The following is a 17,431-nucleotide window of genomic DNA, read 5'->3' on the forward strand; positions in this document are numbered from 1 at the left end:
CGGATGACGAAGCTCATCATCGACGGCAAAGAAGTGGAAGTCCCGGCGGACTATACGCTGCTTCAGGCCTGTGAAGAGGCGGGCGCCGAGGTTCCGCGCTTTTGTTACCATGATCGCTTGTCGATCGCGGGCAACTGCCGCATGTGCCTTGTGGAAGTGAAGGGTGGGCCTCCCAAGCCGACGGCATCCTGTGCCATGGGCGTGAAGGATCTGCGCCCCGGTCCGAACGGCGAACCACCTGTGGTCGACACCAAATCCGAAATGGTCAAGAAGGCCCGCGAAGGGGTGATGGAGTTTCTCCTCATCAATCACCCGCTCGATTGCCCGATCTGCGACCAGGGCGGTGAGTGTGACCTGCAGGACCAGGCGATGGCCTATGGGGTCGATGGCTCCCGTTTCCATGAAAACAAACGTGCAGTTGAAAACAAGGAAATCGGGCCGCTGATCAAGACGATCATGACCCGGTGCATCCACTGCACACGTTGCGTTCGTTACACGACGGAAGTGTGCGGCGTAACCGATATGGGGCTTATTGGCCGCGGCGAGGACGCCGAAATCACCACGTATCTCGAGGCCGCGCTGTCGTCGGAGATGCAGGGCAACGTTGCAGACCTTTGTCCGGTGGGTGCGCTCACCCACAAACCATACGAGTTCCATGCCCGTCCGTGGGAGCTGACCAAGACGGAAAGTGTCGACGTGATGGATGCTGTGGGCTCCGCCATTCGGGTCGACACCCGTGGCAAGGAGGTCATGCGGGTGATGCCGCGGCTGAATGAAGAGATCAACGAAGAGTGGATCTCCGACAAGGCGCGCTACATCTGGGACGGACTGAAAACACAACGTCTCGACAGGCCATATGCCAAGGTAGACGGCAAGCTGCAGCCGGTTTCCTGGAATGAAGCTTTCCAGATCATTGCGGAAAAAGTGAAGGCAACAACCGCAGACAGGATTGGATCTCTGGCTGGGCAGTTGGCAGGCGTTGAAGACATGTTTGCGCTCAAGAGCCTGATGGAAAAGCTCGGTGTTGCCAACATCGACAGCCGTTTCCCGGGATCGCCTTTGCATCCGAAGAACGGGCGTGCCAGCTACATCTTCAATTCCACGATCCAGGGGATTGAAGAAGCTGATGCAATCATGCTGATCGGTACCAATCCGCGTCAGGAAGCACCGGTTCTGAATGCCCGTATCCGCAAGCGGTGGTCCCAGGGTAACGTCAATATAGGATTGATCGGAGAAAACGCTGATCTGACCTATCCGGTAACCTACCTTGGTGCAGGCCCTGACAGCCTGAAGCAATTCGTCGATCATGCGCCGGCAAATGCCGAACGTCCGATTTTCATAGTTGGGCAAGGTGCTCTCAATCGGCCGGACGGTGATGCCGTCTTTGCCAACATCGTTGCAGCTGCAAAGTCGCTCGGTGTGATCAAAGATGGCTGGAACGGCCTCAACATATTGCACACTGAAGCCTCACAGGTTGGCGCTCTTGATCTTGGTTTTGTGCCAGGAGAAGGCGGCAAAGACACTGGCGGAATGCTTGAGCAGGGCGCACTGGATGTTTTGTTCCTGCTGGGTGTCGACGAAGTGGACGTTCCTGAAGGTGCATTTGTGGTCTATCAGGGCACACACGGCGACCGCGGAGCGCATCGTGCCGATGTGATCCTTCCTGGCGCAGCCTACACCGAGAAATCCGCGATCTATGTGAATACCGAGGGTCGTGTTCAACTCGCCGACAGAGCGGCATTTCCTCCCGGAGATGCCCGTGAGGATTGGGCTATACTTCGAGCCTTGTCCGGGCATCTTGGGCAGACGCTTGAGTTCGATTCACTGAGCGAGTTGCGTGCGAAATTGTTTGAGGCGGTGCCGCATATGGCAAGCATCGACTCGATTGAAGAAGGCAATGCAGCCGATCTTCAGAAGCTGGCCAACGCCAAGGCCAAAATGGATGGTGCCGGATTTGCCAATCAGGTCCGGGACTTTTATCTCACCAACCCGATCGCGCGTGCCTCCAAGGTGATGGCCGAGTGTTCGTCGCTCGCAAAAACGCGTGCGGCAGAAGCAGCAGAATAAGGGGCAGGGGACCGATATGGCTGAGTTCATGACGACCTACGGTTGGCCGTTCCTCTGGATGGCATTCCAGAGCGTTCTGCTGATGGTCGTGCTTCTGGTGATTGTCGCCTATGTTCTTTACGCGGACCGGAAAATCTGGGCAGCCGTGCAGATCCGGCGTGGTCCGAATGTTGTCGGACCCTGGGGACTGTTTCAGAGTTTCGCCGATCTCCTCAAGTTTGTGCTGAAGGAGCCGGTTATTCCGGCGGGATCGAACAAGATCCTGTTTCTGCTGGCTCCGCTTGTTTCTGTGCTTCTGGCACTCGCCGCATGGTCGGTAATACCGGTGGCCGACGGCTGGGTCGTCGCCAACATCAATGTCGGAGTGCTTTTCGTCTTTGCCGTATCTTCACTTGAGGTTTATGGCGTCATTATCGGTGGTTGGGCTTCCAACTCCAAGTATCCGTTCCTGTCTGCACTGCGCTCCGCGGCGCAAATGGTCTCATATGAAGTGTCGATCGGCTTCGTCATTGTTACTGTCCTGTTGTGTGCCGGAACGCTGAACCTTTCTGGCATCGTCCACGCACAGGAGACTGGCCTGGCGACCATGCTGGGCGTGCCTTGGCTGTCTTTCCTGAATTGGTATTGGCTGCCGCTGTTCCCGATGTTCGTGGTCTTCTTCATCTCAGCCCTTGCTGAAACCAACAGGCCTCCATTCGATCTGGCCGAAGCAGAATCAGAACTTGTTGCGGGTTTCATGGTCGAATATGGCTCGACCCCGTACATGATGTTCATGCTTGGTGAGTATGTCGCGATCTGCCTGATGTGCGCACTGATGACCATCTTCTTTATGGGGGGCTGGCTTCCGCCGTTTGATTTCGCGCCATTCACATGGGTACCCGGCGTCGTCTGGTTTATTTTGAAGTGTCTGCTGGGCTTCTTCATGTTCGCCATGGTGAAGGCAATGGTGCCGCGTTACCGCTATGACCAGTTGATGCGCCTGGGCTGGAAAGTGTTCCTGCCGCTGTCTTTGGCGATGGTCGTGGTTGTCGCCGCTGTTTTGATGGTCATGGGCTGGGCGCCGGGCGCAGCGTGAGTATCTCGATAGCCGGCCTTGTCGGTGCAGCTGTTGGACTTTACATCGGCTGGCTCGATTGGAAGATCCTGAAGGGTATTCTTCAGGCGAGCGAGACGAAAAACAGACAGGCGGGCGGCGACGGTGGCGCCGTCGCAAAGCACAAGGCGCTTCTGGGCGCTCTGATATTTGGAGTTCCGGTGATCGGCTTCCCGATCATCGGTTATTGGGCCGCCAGCGCGCTGGCAGGTTGAGGAAAGAGAGGCAAAAAGCGATGGGACTCAGTCAATCCGTCAAATCGCTGTTTCTGCAGGAGTTCGTGTCTGCATTCATTCTGGCGATGCGCTACTTCTTCAAGCCGAAGCCGACGATCAATTACCCTTTCGAGAAAGGGCCCGTCAGCCCGCGTTTCCGCGGGGAGCACGCCCTTCGCCGTTATCCGAATGGCGAGGAACGGTGTATTGCCTGCAAACTCTGTGAGGCGATCTGCCCGGCGCAGGCCATTACGATCGAAGCAGGCCCGCGTCGCAACGACGGAACGCGCCGGACGACGCGTTACGACATCGACATGGTCAAGTGCATCTATTGCGGCTTCTGCCAGGAAGCCTGTCCGGTGGATGCAATCGTCGAAGGACCGAATTTCGAATTCGCAACGGAAACCCGCGAAGAGCTCTACTATGACAAGGAAAAGCTGCTCGCAAATGGGGATCGTTGGGAGCGCGAAATCGCACGCAACATTGAAATGGACGCTCCTTACCGCTAGGAGCTAACCGCACATAACGATTTTCGCTTGGCAATCCGGCCGGGCCCCGCACTTCCGGCCGAAAGGCCACACCACAGGCAGGTCTTTGAAATGATCCTGAAAGCCCTCTTTTTCTACCTGTTTGCCGGCGTCACGGTGGCGTCAGCATTCATGGTGATCGCGTCCCGCAACCCGGTGACGTCGGTTCTGTTTCTGATCCTGGCCTTTGTGAATTCTGCGGGTCTGTTCATCTTGCTGGGCGCTGAATATCTGGCGTTGCTGCTGGTGGTTGTCTATGTCGGTGCAGTCGCAGTTCTGTTCCTCTTTGTCGTGATGATGCTCGATGTGGACTTTGTCGAGTTGCGTCAGGGTTTTCTGCAGTATTTGCCTGTTGGTGCGCTGGTCGGTCTTATCCTGATGGTTGAGCTTCTGATGGGTGTGGGCACCTGGATCATTGCCCCTGAGATTTTGGGGCACGGATCCGAACCGACGCCGGATCTGAGCCAAATGAGCAACATCGAAGCGCTCGGCTCGGTGCTTTACACGAAATACATCTATTTCTTCCAGGTCGCGGGCCTGGTGCTGCTTGTGGCAATGATCGGAGCAATCGTTCTGACACTGCGTCACAAGCGAAATGTCAAACGCCAGAGCATTCCGGACCAGGTTGCGCGGAACCGCGAAACAGCCATTGAGGTTCGGAAAGTTGAGCCTGGTAAAGGCATCTGACGCGTAGCGCGCGTCGCAAGAGAATGTCCGGTGACCGACACGCTCCTCCGTGCGGTTTCTGGTTGGGGTAAACGAGGGGAGCACGGCGAGGCGCCCATGGAAATCGGTCTGTCGCACTATCTGTCGGTCGCGGCGATCCTGTTCACAATCGGGATTTTCGGGATCTTCCTGAACAGGAAAAACGTGATTGTCATCTTGATGTCCATCGAGCTGTTGCTGTTGTCGGTGAACATCAACTTTGTTGCCTTTTCGTCGTTCCTCGGCGACATGATGGGACAGGTTTTCACCATGCTGGTTCTCACCGTGGCCGCTGCAGAAGCGGCAATCGGTCTGGCGATCCTGGTGGTCTTCCACCGGAACCGCGGCTCCATCGCCGTGGAAGACGTCAACGTGATGAAAGGTTAGGAACCGATGTATTCCGCAATTCTGTTCCTGCCGCTGCTCGGCTTTCTGATTGCCGGCCTCTTTGGCCGCACAATCGGAGCTAAAGCCAGCGAGTACATTACGAGCGGTTTTTTGATAATCGCGGCATTGCTGTCGTGGATCGTCTTTTTCGGCTTCTGGCTTGGCGGGGCGCAACTGGAAATCGTCGAGCTTTTCCGCTGGATCAATACCGGCGATTTGAAGGTTTCCTGGTCCATCAGGGTGGACACGCTGACTGCGGTGATGTTGGTGGTTGTGACCACGGTCTCGGCGCTGGTGCACGTTTATTCCATCGGCTACATGCATCATGATCCGCATCGGCCTCGGTTTTTCGCCTACTTGTCGCTATTCACCTTCGCCATGCTGTCATTGGTGACCGCAGACAATCTGCTGCAGATGTTCTTCGGTTGGGAAGGCGTGGGTCTTGCGTCTTATCTTTTGATCGGGTTCTGGTACAAAAAACCGTCGGCCAATGCCGCGGCCATCAAGGCTTTCGTCGTCAACCGTGTCGGTGATTTCGGATTTGCACTTGGCATCTTCGGCGTCTTCTACGTTTTCCAGAGCATCGACTTCACCACGATTTTCAATGACGCGCCGTCCTTTATCGAGGAACAAGGCGAAGTGATGCCGTTCCTTGGTTATCACCTCGATGCGCAATCAGCGATGACGGTCATCTGCCTGCTGCTCTTCATGGGGGCGATGGGCAAGTCCGCGCAGTTTCTTCTTCACACATGGTTGCCGGATGCGATGGAAGGTCCGACACCGGTTTCCGCGCTCATTCACGCCGCGACTATGGTAACGGCAGGTGTCTTCATGGTCGCGCGTCTGTCTCCGCTGATGGAGCTGTCCGACACAGCGTTGACGGTAATTGTGTTCTTCGGAGCAACGACGGCTTTCTTTGCGGCAACGATTGGTCTTGTTCAGAACGATATCAAACGCGTGATTGCCTATTCGACCTGTTCGCAGCTTGGTTACATGTTCGTTGCGCTTGGGGTCGGCGCTTATTCCATCGGGATCTTCCATCTGTTCACGCACGCCTTCTTCAAGGCGCTTTTGTTCCTGTGCGCGGGCTCGGTAATCCACGCCGTCAGCGACGAGCAGGATATGCGCAAGATGGGTGGCCTTCGGAAACACATTCCAATTACTTATTGGACGATGATGATCGGAACGCTGGCACTCACGGGTGTCGGAATTCCGTTCACCCATCTGGGATTTGCCGGATTTGTCTCCAAAGACGGGATTATCGAGGCTGCGTTTGCAGCATCTGGCGGAGAGCACGCCAATCCGATGGCGCTATACGGCTTTTGGCTGACGGTGATCGCTGCGGCGCTCACATCGTTCTATTCCTGGCGCCTGACATTCATGACTTTCCATGGCAAGCCGCGTGCGCCTGTGGACGTGATGAAGCATGTGCATGAGTCGCCGCTGGTAATGACTGTTCCGCTGTTCGTCCTGTCGATTGGTGCCGTTCTTGCCGGGATGGTCTTCTACGGCTCGTTCTTCTATTCGGAAGAGGCTTACAACGCCTTCTGGGATGGTTCGCTGCCAGCCTTTGCCGACAGCCATGTCCTGCATGCCATGCATGAAGTGCCTGCCTGGGTGCGGGTCTCTCCATTCGTGATGATGGTGCTTGGCTTACTGGTTGCCTACCAGTTCTATATCCGCAAGCCGGAGATGCCGAAGCAACTGGCAGAACGCCATACCGGTCTCTACAAGTTTCTGCTGAACAAGTGGTACTTCGACGAGCTTTATGATTTCCTCTTTGTCCGTCCTGCAATGTGGCTTGGCCGTGTTCTTTGGAAGAAGGGCGATGGCACTGTAATTGACGGGTTTGGCCCGAACGGTGTTGCCTCCCGAGTCCAGAACGTGACCGCATGGGTCGTCAGACTGCAGACCGGATATCTCTATCACTATGCATTTGCGATGCTGATCGGGGTGGCTGCACTGATCACCTGGTCGATGTTCACCGGTGCTGGCACCGGCGGGGGTGCACACTAATGATTGACTGGCCAATTCTGTCACTCACAACATTCTTGCCGCTGCTTGGCGTGCTCTTCATCCTGCTTGTTTCTGGCGACGATGAGGGCAGCAAGAAAAACATCCGCATGGTCGCTCTGGTGACGACAGGTGTCACCTTCCTGCTGTCACTCTTCATCTGGGCGAATTTCGACTACGACAACCCGGGCTTCCAGTTCGTGGAACACCGCGACTGGTTGGGCGGTGGCATCAACTATCGGATGGGCGTCGACGGCATTTCCGTGTTGTTCGTAATCTTGACCACCTTCCTGATGCCTTTCTGTGTTCTGGCCTCCTGGGAGAGCATTCAGAAGCGCGTCAAGGAATACATGATTGCTTTCCTGGTGCTTGAAACACTTATGATCGGCGTATTCTGTGCGCTGGATCTGGTGGTATTCTACGTCTTCTTCGAAGCCGGTCTTATCCCGATGTTCCTGATCATCGGTGTCTGGGGAGGCGCGCGCAGGGTCTACGCTTCGTATAAATTCTTCCTCTACACATTGCTCGGTTCTGTCCTGATGCTGATCGCGATCATGGCGATGTACTGGACGGCCGGCACGTCAAATATTGAGGAGCTGCTTGCAACATCCAAGTTCCCTGCGCATATGCAGACTTGGCTCTGGCTGGCATTCTTTGCAAGTTTTGCCGTGAAGATGCCGATGTGGCCGGTGCACACCTGGTTGCCCGATGCGCACGTGGAGGCTCCGACAGCCGGATCCGTGATCCTGGCGGGTATTCTGCTAAAACTTGGCGGTTACGGCTTTCTGCGCTTTTCTCTGCCCATGTTCCCGATAGCTTCGGACATGTTTGCGCCGATGATCTACACGCTCTCGGTGGTCGCGATCATCTATACATCGCTGGTGGCTCTCGCTCAGGAAGACATCAAGAAGCTGATTGCCTATTCGTCGGTTGCTCATATGGGTTACGTGACCATGGGTATTTTCACGATGACAGAGCAGGGCGTTCAAGGCGGCATCTTCCAGATGTTATCGCATGGCATCGTCTCCGGCGCGCTCTTCCTGTGCGTTGGCGTGATCTACGACCGTATGCACACGCGTGAGATCTCGGCCTATGGCGGGCTGGTCAATCGGATGCCGAAATATGCGGTCGCTTTCCTGATCTTCACGATGGCCAATGTTGGCCTTCCCGGAACATCGGGCTTTGTCGGAGAGATCCTGACCTTGATGGGGGCCTTCCAGGTCAACACCTGGGTGGCACTGTTTGCCACAACCGGTGTGATCCTGTCTGCGGCCTACGCACTTTACCTTTATCGACGCGTTGTGTTCGGCGCGCTGGAGAAGGAGAGCCTCAAGTCGATGCTCGATCTCAACCTCAGGGAAAAGGCGATCCTGATCCCGATGGTTGTCCTGACGATTTTCTTCGGCTTCTACCCGATGGCAATCCTGGATGTTACCCAGGGAGCAGTCGACAATCTCATCAATCAGTATAGCGCTGCACTTGACGCTGCCGGCGTCACACAGCACGCAGCGGCCGCTGCGGTTGCCCACTAAGGTTTCGAGGACGAGACAGAGCTATGTCAGACGTGACCCAACTGCCAGATCTCATGCCGGTTCTGCCGGAGATCATCCTGGCCCTCGGAGCAATGGTGCTTTTGATGATCGGTGCCTTTGGTGGCAAAGGTGTCAGCTACGCCATATTCGGCGGTGCCATGGGCCTGCTGGGCGGTGCCTTCCTGGTTCTATTGCTGGTGCCTTCCTTCGGAGAAACCTTCGGGGGTTCATTCGTTCTGGATGAGTTCGCGCATCTGCTCAAGCTGCTCGTTATGGCGGGTTCGTTCTTTGCTATCGCGATGTCCTGGGCCTATGCCAAAAGTCAGTCGTTCGACCATTTCGAGTATCCGATCCTAATCGTCATGGCGACGCTCGGCATGATGCTGATGCTGTCTGCCAACGACATGATCGCGCTTTATCTCGGTCTCGAGCTCCAGAGTTTGTCACTGTACGTGGTGGCCGCGATCAACCGCGACAGCGTCCGCTCCACGGAAGCCGGTCTTAAGTATTTCGTTCTTGGTGCCTTGTCTTCCGGAATGCTGCTCTACGGTATGTCTCTGGTTTACGGCTTCACGGGGCAAGTGTCATTTGCCGGTATTGCGGAAACTCTGACCCATGAAGGTGCATCCATCGGTCTCGTCATCGGTCTGACGTTTATTCTTGCAGGGCTCGCCTTCAAGATTTCTGCCGTTCCGTTTCATATGTGGACGCCGGACGTCTATGAAGGTGCTCCAACCCCTGTCACCGCGTTCCTTGCAGCAGCTCCTAAGGTTGCCGCCATGGGTATGTTGGTGCGGATCGTGATCGAGGCTTTCCATCCGGTCACCAGCGATTGGCAACAAGTGATCGTCTTCGTGTCGATTGCTTCCATGGCGCTTGGGGCATTCGCGGCGATCGGGCAACGCAACCTGAAACGGCTGATGGCATATTCCTCAATAGGTCATATGGGCTATGCGCTCGTGGGTCTGGCAGCTGGCACGCAGACCGGTGTTGAGGGCGTGATCTTCTACATGGTTGCCTATCTGGGAATGACGCTCGGCGTGTTTGCCTGCATCTTGTCCATGAGGCGCAAGGACGGCATGGTTGAAGAAATCGACGATCTTTCAGGTCTTTCCCAGACCAATCTTCCAATGGCGATCTTGCTGGCCTTGCTGATGTTCTCACTGGCAGGCATTCCTCCGCTCGTCGGATTTTTCGGCAAGTGGTATGTCTTCGTGGCCGCTGTTGAAGCAGGGCTCTATCCGTTGGCAATCATCGGCGTCTTGATGTCGGTTGTCGGTGCCTACTATTACCTTCGTATCGTCAAGGTCATGTTCTTCGATGAACCTGCAGAACGCTTTGAGGCCATGCCGATGGAACTTCGCGTGGTGCTCGGTCTTTCCAGCATATTCGTGATCTTCTTCTGGCTGGCTCTAGGTCAGGTCGTCAATGCAGCAAGTGCTGCCGCACAGTCACTGTTCTGATTACACACATGAGCATTTCGGGAATGGGACATCCGGCGCCAGGTGCGCCGGATTTTCGCTTTGAGGTCCATGAAAGCGTCGGGTCGACGAACAGTCTTTGTTTTGAACGGGCTCGTGATGGAAACCCGGGAAATCTTTGGATCAGATCGGATATCCAGACGGAAGGCAGGGGCCGACGCGGACGGGATTGGGCATCACCGGTCGGGAACCTTTTTGCCAGCCTTCTGCTGGTGAACCCCGAACCTGCGGCAAGGATAGGTGAATTGCCGCTGGCTGCGGCGGTTGCCCTAGCGGAAGCCGTTGACAAAGCTGCCGGTACGCTGCAACTGGTAAAACTGAAATGGCCAAATGACCTTCTGGTCGAGGGGGCAAAACTTTCCGGCATTCTGCTGGAGGTGGAAACACTAAACGATGGCCGACAGGCCGTCGTTCTGGGGTTCGGTGTGAACTGTGTTTCCCATCCACCGCTGTCGCTCTATCAGGCGACGGATTTGCGTAGTCTCGGGTTCCAGGTGTCCGCTGAAAGACTGTTTGAAGCGTTAACGAGCACCATGGCGGATCAATTGGTGCAGTGGCAGCAGCCTGGCGGTTTTGAAACCATTCGCAGGGCGTGGTTGAAGCGCGCAGCGCATCTGGGCAATCGCATAACGGTCAAACTTGGCCAGGAAGAAATTACCGGCATTTTTGCCGATTTGGATGCGCGCGGTCATCTGGTGCTTCGCCAGGACGACGGTCGCCAGCGCACCATCTTTGCGGGTGATGTGTTTTTACCTGGCTGAGAGCCGAAACACATCAGCCGGCAACAAGTTCTGAAGGAGCACTCAATGGCTTCGGCCAAATTGAATGAAAATGAAATCGTCTTTCTGCCACTTGGTGGTGTCGGCGAAATCGGAATGAATCTCGGCCTTTACGGCTTCGGTCCCGACGGCGACCGGACATGGCTGATAGTCGACTGCGGTGTCAGTTTCGCCGGGCCTGAATTGCCTGGAATTGACGTCGTTGTTCCAGATATCAAATTCCTGGAGGACGAGGTCGATAACATTGCCGGTATGGTGATCACCCACGCACACGAAGATCACTACGGCGCTATCTTGCACCTTTGGCCTTATTTGAAGGTGCCGGTCTATGCGACGGCCTTCACCGCGGGGCTGCTTGCCGCCAAATCGGAAAGCGAGACGCTTGAGGAAGATGTTCCGGTTACCGTCGTCAAGCAAGGCGAGCGGCACAAGATCGGACCGTTCGACGTTGAATTCGTTGCCATGGCACACTCAATCCCTGAGCCGTGTGCCCTGGCGATCCGAACTCCAGCCGGCCTCGTTCTACATACAGGCGATTGGAAAATAGATCCGACGCCCGGCGTTGGACTTCCGATCGACATGAACCGGTTGGCAGAGCTTGGACGCGAGGGCGTCATGGCGCTGGTCTGTGACAGTACAAATGCGGTCCGGGATGGTGTCAGCCCGAGTGAAGCCGATGTCGCCGAAGAATTGAAGAAAGTGATGGCAGAGGCCGATAAGCGAATTGCGGTCACGACATTCGCGTCGAACGTTGCCCGAATTCGAGCGGTTGCAGAAGCCGCCGCTGCAAACGATCGCGATGTCGTCGTTGTCGGACGATCCATGCACAGGGTGATCGATGTTGCAGGTGAACTTGGCTATCTGGATGGCCTGAAACCTTTTCATGACGAGGAAGCCTACGGCTATCTGCCACGCGAAAAGGCCGTGCTTCTTTGCACCGGTTCGCAGGGCGAAAGCCGGGCCGCACTTGCCCGGATTGCCTCCGGCGATCATCGCAACATTGCCTTGTCGAAGGGGGACATGGTGATTTTCTCTTCACGTACGATACCGGGAAACGAGAAGGCTGTCGGTGAGGTATTGAATAATCTTGCCGACAAGGACGTGGAGATTGTCACAGACAGAGATGCGCTTGTGCATGTTTCGGGACATCCGCGCCGTGGTGAGCTTGAGCAACTCTATAAGGTGATCAAGCCGAAAGTCGTGCTTCCCGTTCATGGTGAACCCTTGCATCTTGCCGCGCATGCCGCATTTGCGAAGGAACAAGGCGTTCCGGAAGTTGTGCGCGGCAAGAACGGGGACATCATTCGCCTTGTTGCAGGAAAGGCTGCGGTGATCGACGAAGCACCCTTCGGCATCCTGGTGAAGGATGGTGCCATACTTGATGATCCGGAAGTCACCGGTGTGCGTGAAAGACGCAAGCTGTCTTACGCTGGTGCTGCCGTCGTTGCGTTGGTGGTGAACCGAGGCGGCGATCTCCTTGATGACCCGCATGTCACTCTTCTCGGGTTGCCGGACACGGACGACGACGGGGAGCCGATGGAGGACATTGTTACCAAGGCGATTGTTGGAGCGGTGACGAGCATTCCGAAGGGAAGGCGCAAAGACAAGGACCTGGTGGGCGAAGCCGCTCGGAAGGCAGCGCGCGCGCAGATCCTGGATGTGTGGGGCAAAAAGACGCTCTGCAAGGTGGTGGTGACCCAACTATAATTACGGACGGCCGCACATGGCCGTTTCTATTTGGGAAGGAATTCGAATGATTGGTCGGCTCAACCATGTCGCCATCGCGGTTTCGGATATTGACGCTGCAACTGCGGTTTATCGGGACACGCTGGGTGCAGAAGTTTCGGCGAAAGAAGAACAGCCCGATCATGGTGTCTGCACGGTTTTCATCAACCTGCCCAACACGAAGATCGAACTGCTTGAACCGCTCGGCGACAATTCTCCGATTGCAAAATTTCTGGAAAAGAACGCTTCTGGCGGAATTCACCACGTTTGCTACGAGGTGGATGATATCATTGCAGCGCGCGACAAGTTGCTGGCGGACGGAGCCCGAGTATTGGGTGATGGTGAGCCGAAAATTGGAGCCCACGGGAAGCCAGTGTTGTTTCTGCATCCAAAGGATTTCCTCGGAACTTTAACTGAGCTGGAAGAGGCGTAAGGCGATGTCCGTGGCATTTGGCATGGCAGTATTTTTCATGCTGTGGTGGATCATTCTGTTTGCAATCCTTCCTTTTGGACTGCACCGCACGCAGGAAGAAGCAGGGGAAGTCATTCCAGGTTCTGAGCCGAGTGCCCCGGACAAACCGAAGTTCTTCAAGGTGATCGTTCTGACGACTGTTATCACTACTCTTGTATTTTCGGCGTACGTCTCATTGCGGGCGCAAGGCTTCGGATTGGACGATATTCCGTTTTTCAAGCCACCAGGGGCGAACTACAGTCAGCCGGGCAGCTGACCATCGCCTTAGTTCTACCAGAATTGAAGGCGGGCAATTTGATGACAAAACCTTGGCTGCTGAAAAGTTGAAAACAGCTTGAATAAAAGAAAAAAGGCAGAGCTAAGCTCTGCCTTAAAAAAGTTCCGCGTCTAAACTGACCCTTTTCCCTTACCGGTTGGGATAACAACCTGGTTGGGCGGCTGCGTACCAAATGGCGCGCCTTAGAGTCCTTCCTCCCAAGACTCAGACCGCGATGTCCTTGAGCTTCTTAGCATTTCTGCCGAGGCATCTTTTTGTTATGGGAACGGAACGTAGCTCATTGTTTGCAGTTTGTCACCTATTTGTCGTGCGGAGATGAAAATTTTTGCTTGTCTAATTTCGAACCTTGAATTTGAACATTTGGTCAGGATTTGCAAGGCGTAAAACTAAGCCGGCAAAACGGCTGGTATTCTGTCAATTTTGATGATTTTCAGGCGAAAAAATGCGAAAGCCGACAGTGCTTAAGTAAAGGGCTTGTTTTTGCCTTCCGCATGCGCTTTGACTGCGCACCAAACAGGCACTGCCAGAAACTGAGAGAACCTTCATGCGTCTTTCCCGTTATTTCCTGCCCATCCTGAAGGAAACGCCCAAGGAAGCAGAAATCGTGTCCCACAGGCTGATGTTGCGCGCGGGCATGATTCGACAGCAATCCGCAGGGATCTATTCCTGGCTGCCGCTCGGGCACAAGGTTTTGCGCAAGATTGAGCGAATTGTTGAAGAAGAACAGGCCCGGGCTGGTGCGGTTCAACTGTTGATGCCGACTATCCAGTCAGCTGATCTGTGGCGCGAAAGCGGGCGGTATGATGCTTATGGCAAGGAAATGCTGCGCATCACCGACCGGCACGAGCGGGATATGCTTTTCGGGCCGACCAATGAGGAAATGATCACCGATATTTTCCGCGGCTATGTTCGTTCCTACAAGGATTTGCCGCTGAACCTCTACCATATTCAATGGAAGTTCCGTGACGAGGTTCGTCCGCGATTTGGCGTGATGCGCGGCCGCGAATTCTTGATGAAAGATGCCTATTCGTTTGATCTGGACAAGGAAGGAGCCCGGCACGCCTATAACCGCATGTTCGTCGCCTACTTGCGCACCTTCGACCGCATGGGCCTAAAAGCGATCCCCATGAAAGCCGACACGGGTCCAATCGGTGGCGATATGAGCCACGAGTTCATCATTTTGGCAGATACCGGCGAGAGCGAGGTTTTCTGCGACAAGTCGCTGCTTGAAATGCCGATCCCTTCAGAAGATACGGACTTCTATTCAGACCTCACGTCATTGGTAACCGGCTGGACGACACCCTATGCTGCGACCGATGAAATGCATGACGCAACTGCGTTCGATGCGTTGCCCGACGATGCGAAAGTGTCAGCGCGCGGGATTGAAGTCGGTCACATCTTCTATTTTGGCACCAAGTATTCCGAAGCGATGGGGGCCAAGGTTGCCACGGCAGAAGGGACAGAGGTTCCTGTGCATATGGGATCCTATGGCGTCGGCGTTTCCCGCCTTCTTGGCGCCTTGATCGAGGCCAATCATGACGAGAACGGAATCATCTGGCCAAAGTCCGTCGCGCCGTTTCATGTTGGGTTGGTTAACCTCAAGCCGGGTGATTCACTGACGGATACGACGTCGGAGGATCTCTATGCCAAGCTTGAAGCAGCCGGTATTGAAGTTCTCTACGATGATCGAGACACACGCGCTGGTGCGAAGTTCGCAACTATGGATTTGATCGGTTTGCCGTATCAGGTGGTTGCTGGTCCGCGTGGCCTGAAAGACGGTCTTTTGGAGGTCAAGGACCGCGCAACTGGGGAAAAGGAGATGCTTTCCCCTGAAGCGGCCATGAACAAGCTGACGGCGGCATTGACGGACTGATCAAGTCCGGTGATCCTCCGTGATGGGGATTCGGTCGCGGTTCGCTGCGGCCAGACGGGCTATTTTGATTGCTCTGGGGCGTTGCTGAAGTGGATGGACAATGACAGCGGCAGACACTGCGGACATTGAGCGTGACGAAAAACAAGCCACCCCAACGCGCCCCTTTTCCCCATTTGAATGGATGATCGCCGGCCGCTACTTGCGGTCGCGGCGCCGGGAAACCTTTATTTCCGTGATTGCCGGCTTTTCCTTCGCGGGCATCATGCTTGGTGTGGCGACGCTGATCATCGTCATGGCAGTGATGAACGGATTTCGCACCGAACTCCTGGGCAAAATCCTCGGTATCAATGGACATATGCTGGTCCAGCCGATCGACCTTCCGTTGACGGACTATGATGCAGTTGCTTCACGCCTTGAGGGCGTGCCTGAAGTTGTCAGTGCCATTCCCTTTACCGAAGGCCAGGCACTCGTCTCTGGACCGGCCGGAAATTTCGGTGCGCTGGTTCGGGGTATCTACGAAAGTGATCTGAGACGTGTCCCGCTGATCGCAAACACGGTTCGAAGCGGAACCCTGGATGGATTTGACGAGGGTGAGGGCGTTGCCATCGGCTCGCGTATGGCGCAACAGCTCGGAATTACAGTCGGTGACAATGTCACCATTATCTCGCCTCGTGGCAGCGTGACCCCCATGGGTGTAACGCCACGGGTCAAGGCCTATCCGGTTTCAGCGATCTTTGAAATCGGAATGAGTGAATACGACGCGACCTTCTTGTTCATGCCGTTGAACGAGGCTCAGGCCTATTTCAACATGGACACCAAGGCGACAGGCATTGAGATTTATGTTCTTGATCCGGACCGGGTCGGAACAATGAAGGCAGCAATCGAAGAGGCCGCAGACCGTCCAACCTTCGTGACGGACTGGCGGCAGCGCAACATAACCTTCTTCTCTGCCCTGGAAGTTGAGCGCAACGTGATGTTCATCATCCTGACACTGATCGTTCTGGTCGCTGCACTGAACATCATTTCAGGAATGATCATGCTGGTGAAAGACAAGGGCAAGGATATTGCAATCTTGCGCACAATGGGTGCTTCACGTGGCGCCATCATGCGTATCTTTCTGATCACGGGAGCAAGTATCGGCTGCGTGGGAACTCTAGCAGGATTTGTTCTCGGGCTGGTTGTCTGTCTGAACATTGAAAGCATCCGCCAATTCGTATCTTGGCTGACAACCACCGAACTGTTCTCGCCCGAGCTCTATTTCCTGTCGAAACTACCTGCTGAAATCGATAGTGGAGAGACGACCACCGTCCTGTTGATGGCGTTGCTCCTGTCCTTGTTGGCAACGGTTTATCCGGCATGGCGTGCCGCGCGCCTCGATCCGGTTGAAGCGCTCAGGTATGAGTAGGAGCGGGGAGATGAACATGGCTGTCGATCCGCGTCAGACGCCAGGCACTGCTCCGGCCGCGCTTGAACTGTCCGGCATTACGCGCAGCTTTGATGAAGGCGATCGGCAATTGCACATCCTTCGGGGAGCTAATCTTCGGATTGAGCCTGGAGAAATGGTAGCTCTCGTGGCTGCTTCAGGAACCGGTAAATCGACACTTTTGCATATTGCGGGTCTCTTGGAACGCCCGGACGAGGGTGATGTATTTCTCGGTCCCGTCAATTGCTCCGAACTCTCTGACGCGGAGCGCACTACGATCCGACGGAATGACATTGGTTTCGTCTACCAGTTTCATCATCTGTTGCCGGAATTCACCGCCGTTGAAAATGTGATGATGCCGCAAATGATCCGTGGCTTGCCGCGCAAGGAGGCTGCCAATAGAGCCGACGAGTTGCTCAAATACATGAGGTTGGGCGACCGTGGCAGTCACCGGCCGTCGGAACTCTCAGGCGGGGAACAACAGCGCGTTGCAGTCGCGCGGGCGGTGGCGAATGCTCCGCGCATTCTCCTTCTCGATGAACCGACCGGGAACCTTGATCCCAAAACAGCCAGTTATGTTTTCGAAGCGCTTTCCGCACTGGTACGTGCTTCAGGTGTCGCGACGCTCTTTGCCACGCACAATCTTGAACTGGCTGGTCGCATGGATCGCGCTATCACACTTGCGGATGGCCAGGTCAAAGACCTTTAGCCGGGTCAAGTCTTCCAACTTTAGAGATGATTTTTCAGGACACGATGCCGAATTGAGGCAATCTGCATTGCTTTACTGTGCCTGGAACAAAGCAAAAACCTCAGGTTTTCATCGAATTTGATTTGCCTACTGACAAGAGGAACAAAAAGGGCT

Annotated in this window: 16 protein-coding genes; all 16 read left to right on the forward strand. The window is 55.2% G+C overall.

The annotated features are described in order from the left end of the window. The first annotated feature begins 3 nt into the window (after positions 1-3). The 16 genes from nuoG (at position 4) to K1718_RS14480 (ending at position 17,278) form a co-directional block, all read left to right on the forward strand. Positions 4-2,067 carry an NADH-quinone oxidoreductase subunit NuoG gene (nuoG, locus tag K1718_RS14405; protein ID WP_265681986.1) on the forward strand — a complete coding sequence of 688 codons (2,064 nt, stop codon included), beginning with the start codon at positions 4-6 and terminating at the stop codon, positions 2,065-2,067. A gap of 16 nt (positions 2,068-2,083) precedes the next feature. Next, on the forward strand, positions 2,084-3,142 hold the full coding sequence (nuoH, locus tag K1718_RS14410; RefSeq protein ID WP_265681984.1) for an NADH-quinone oxidoreductase subunit NuoH: 1,059 nt from the start codon (positions 2,084-2,086) through the stop codon (positions 3,140-3,142). Next, the gene (locus K1718_RS14415) at positions 3,139-3,375 is read left to right on the forward strand and encodes a hypothetical protein (protein WP_152501585.1); all 237 of its coding nucleotides are present in this window, start codon (positions 3,139-3,141) and stop codon (positions 3,373-3,375) included. The genes nuoH and K1718_RS14415 overlap by 4 nt, the downstream gene beginning before the upstream one ends. Positions 3,376-3,395: 20 nt before the next feature. After that, positions 3,396-3,884, forward strand: coding sequence for an NADH-quinone oxidoreductase subunit NuoI (gene nuoI, locus K1718_RS14420; protein ID WP_152501586.1), 489 nt, complete (start codon positions 3,396-3,398; stop codon positions 3,882-3,884). Positions 3,885-3,974: 90 nt separating this feature from the next. After that, positions 3,975-4,589 (forward strand): NADH-quinone oxidoreductase subunit J, encoded by a 615-nt coding sequence (locus K1718_RS14425; protein ID WP_265681982.1) that lies wholly within the window; start codon positions 3,975-3,977, stop codon positions 4,587-4,589. 96 nt (positions 4,590-4,685) lie between these two features. Continuing rightward, positions 4,686-4,994: an NADH-quinone oxidoreductase subunit NuoK gene (gene nuoK, locus K1718_RS14430; RefSeq protein WP_094070939.1), complete on the forward strand. Its 309-nt coding sequence runs from the start codon at positions 4,686-4,688 to the stop codon at positions 4,992-4,994. Between the two features lie 6 nt (positions 4,995-5,000). After that, positions 5,001-7,010, forward strand: a complete 2,010-nt coding sequence (nuoL, locus tag K1718_RS14435; RefSeq protein WP_265681980.1) for an NADH-quinone oxidoreductase subunit L — start codon at positions 5,001-5,003, stop codon at positions 7,008-7,010. Further along, positions 7,010-8,539: an NADH-quinone oxidoreductase subunit M gene (locus K1718_RS14440; protein ID WP_152501589.1), complete on the forward strand. Its 1,530-nt coding sequence runs from the start codon at positions 7,010-7,012 to the stop codon at positions 8,537-8,539. Before nuoL ends, K1718_RS14440 begins: the two co-directional genes overlap by 1 nt. Before the next feature lie 23 nt (positions 8,540-8,562). Next, the gene (gene nuoN / locus K1718_RS14445) at positions 8,563-10,002 is read left to right on the forward strand and encodes an NADH-quinone oxidoreductase subunit NuoN (RefSeq protein ID WP_265681978.1); all 1,440 of its coding nucleotides are present in this window, start codon (positions 8,563-8,565) and stop codon (positions 10,000-10,002) included. An 8-nt stretch (positions 10,003-10,010) separates the two neighbouring features. Next, the gene (locus K1718_RS14450; protein ID WP_265681974.1) at positions 10,011-10,781 is read left to right on the forward strand and encodes a biotin--[acetyl-CoA-carboxylase] ligase; all 771 of its coding nucleotides are present in this window, start codon (positions 10,011-10,013) and stop codon (positions 10,779-10,781) included. Positions 10,782-10,826: 45 nt separating this feature from the next. Then, the gene (locus K1718_RS14455; RefSeq protein WP_152501592.1) at positions 10,827-12,506 is read left to right on the forward strand and encodes a ribonuclease J; all 1,680 of its coding nucleotides are present in this window, start codon (positions 10,827-10,829) and stop codon (positions 12,504-12,506) included. 46 nt (positions 12,507-12,552) lie between these two features. Continuing rightward, positions 12,553-12,957, forward strand: a complete 405-nt coding sequence (gene mce / locus K1718_RS14460) for a methylmalonyl-CoA epimerase (protein ID WP_265682565.1) — start codon at positions 12,553-12,555, stop codon at positions 12,955-12,957. A 4-nt stretch (positions 12,958-12,961) separates the two neighbouring features. Then, positions 12,962-13,252, forward strand: a complete 291-nt coding sequence (locus K1718_RS14465; RefSeq protein WP_265681972.1) for a DUF1467 family protein — start codon at positions 12,962-12,964, stop codon at positions 13,250-13,252. Positions 13,253-13,817: 565 nt separating this feature from the next. Next, the gene (proS, locus tag K1718_RS14470) at positions 13,818-15,146 is read left to right on the forward strand and encodes a proline--tRNA ligase (protein WP_152501594.1); all 1,329 of its coding nucleotides are present in this window, start codon (positions 13,818-13,820) and stop codon (positions 15,144-15,146) included. Positions 15,147-15,246: 100 nt separating this feature from the next. Beyond that, the gene (locus tag K1718_RS14475; RefSeq protein ID WP_265681970.1) at positions 15,247-16,551 is read left to right on the forward strand and encodes a lipoprotein-releasing ABC transporter permease subunit; all 1,305 of its coding nucleotides are present in this window, start codon (positions 15,247-15,249) and stop codon (positions 16,549-16,551) included. A 10-nt stretch (positions 16,552-16,561) separates the two neighbouring features. After that, positions 16,562-17,278: an ABC transporter ATP-binding protein gene (locus K1718_RS14480; protein WP_152501595.1), complete on the forward strand. Its 717-nt coding sequence runs from the start codon at positions 16,562-16,564 to the stop codon at positions 17,276-17,278. The last annotated feature ends 153 nt before the right edge of the window (positions 17,279-17,431 follow it).

The organism is Roseibium porphyridii (genome assembly GCF_026191725.2).
GTDB classification, from domain to species: domain Bacteria; phylum Pseudomonadota; class Alphaproteobacteria; order Rhizobiales; family Stappiaceae; genus Roseibium; species Roseibium porphyridii.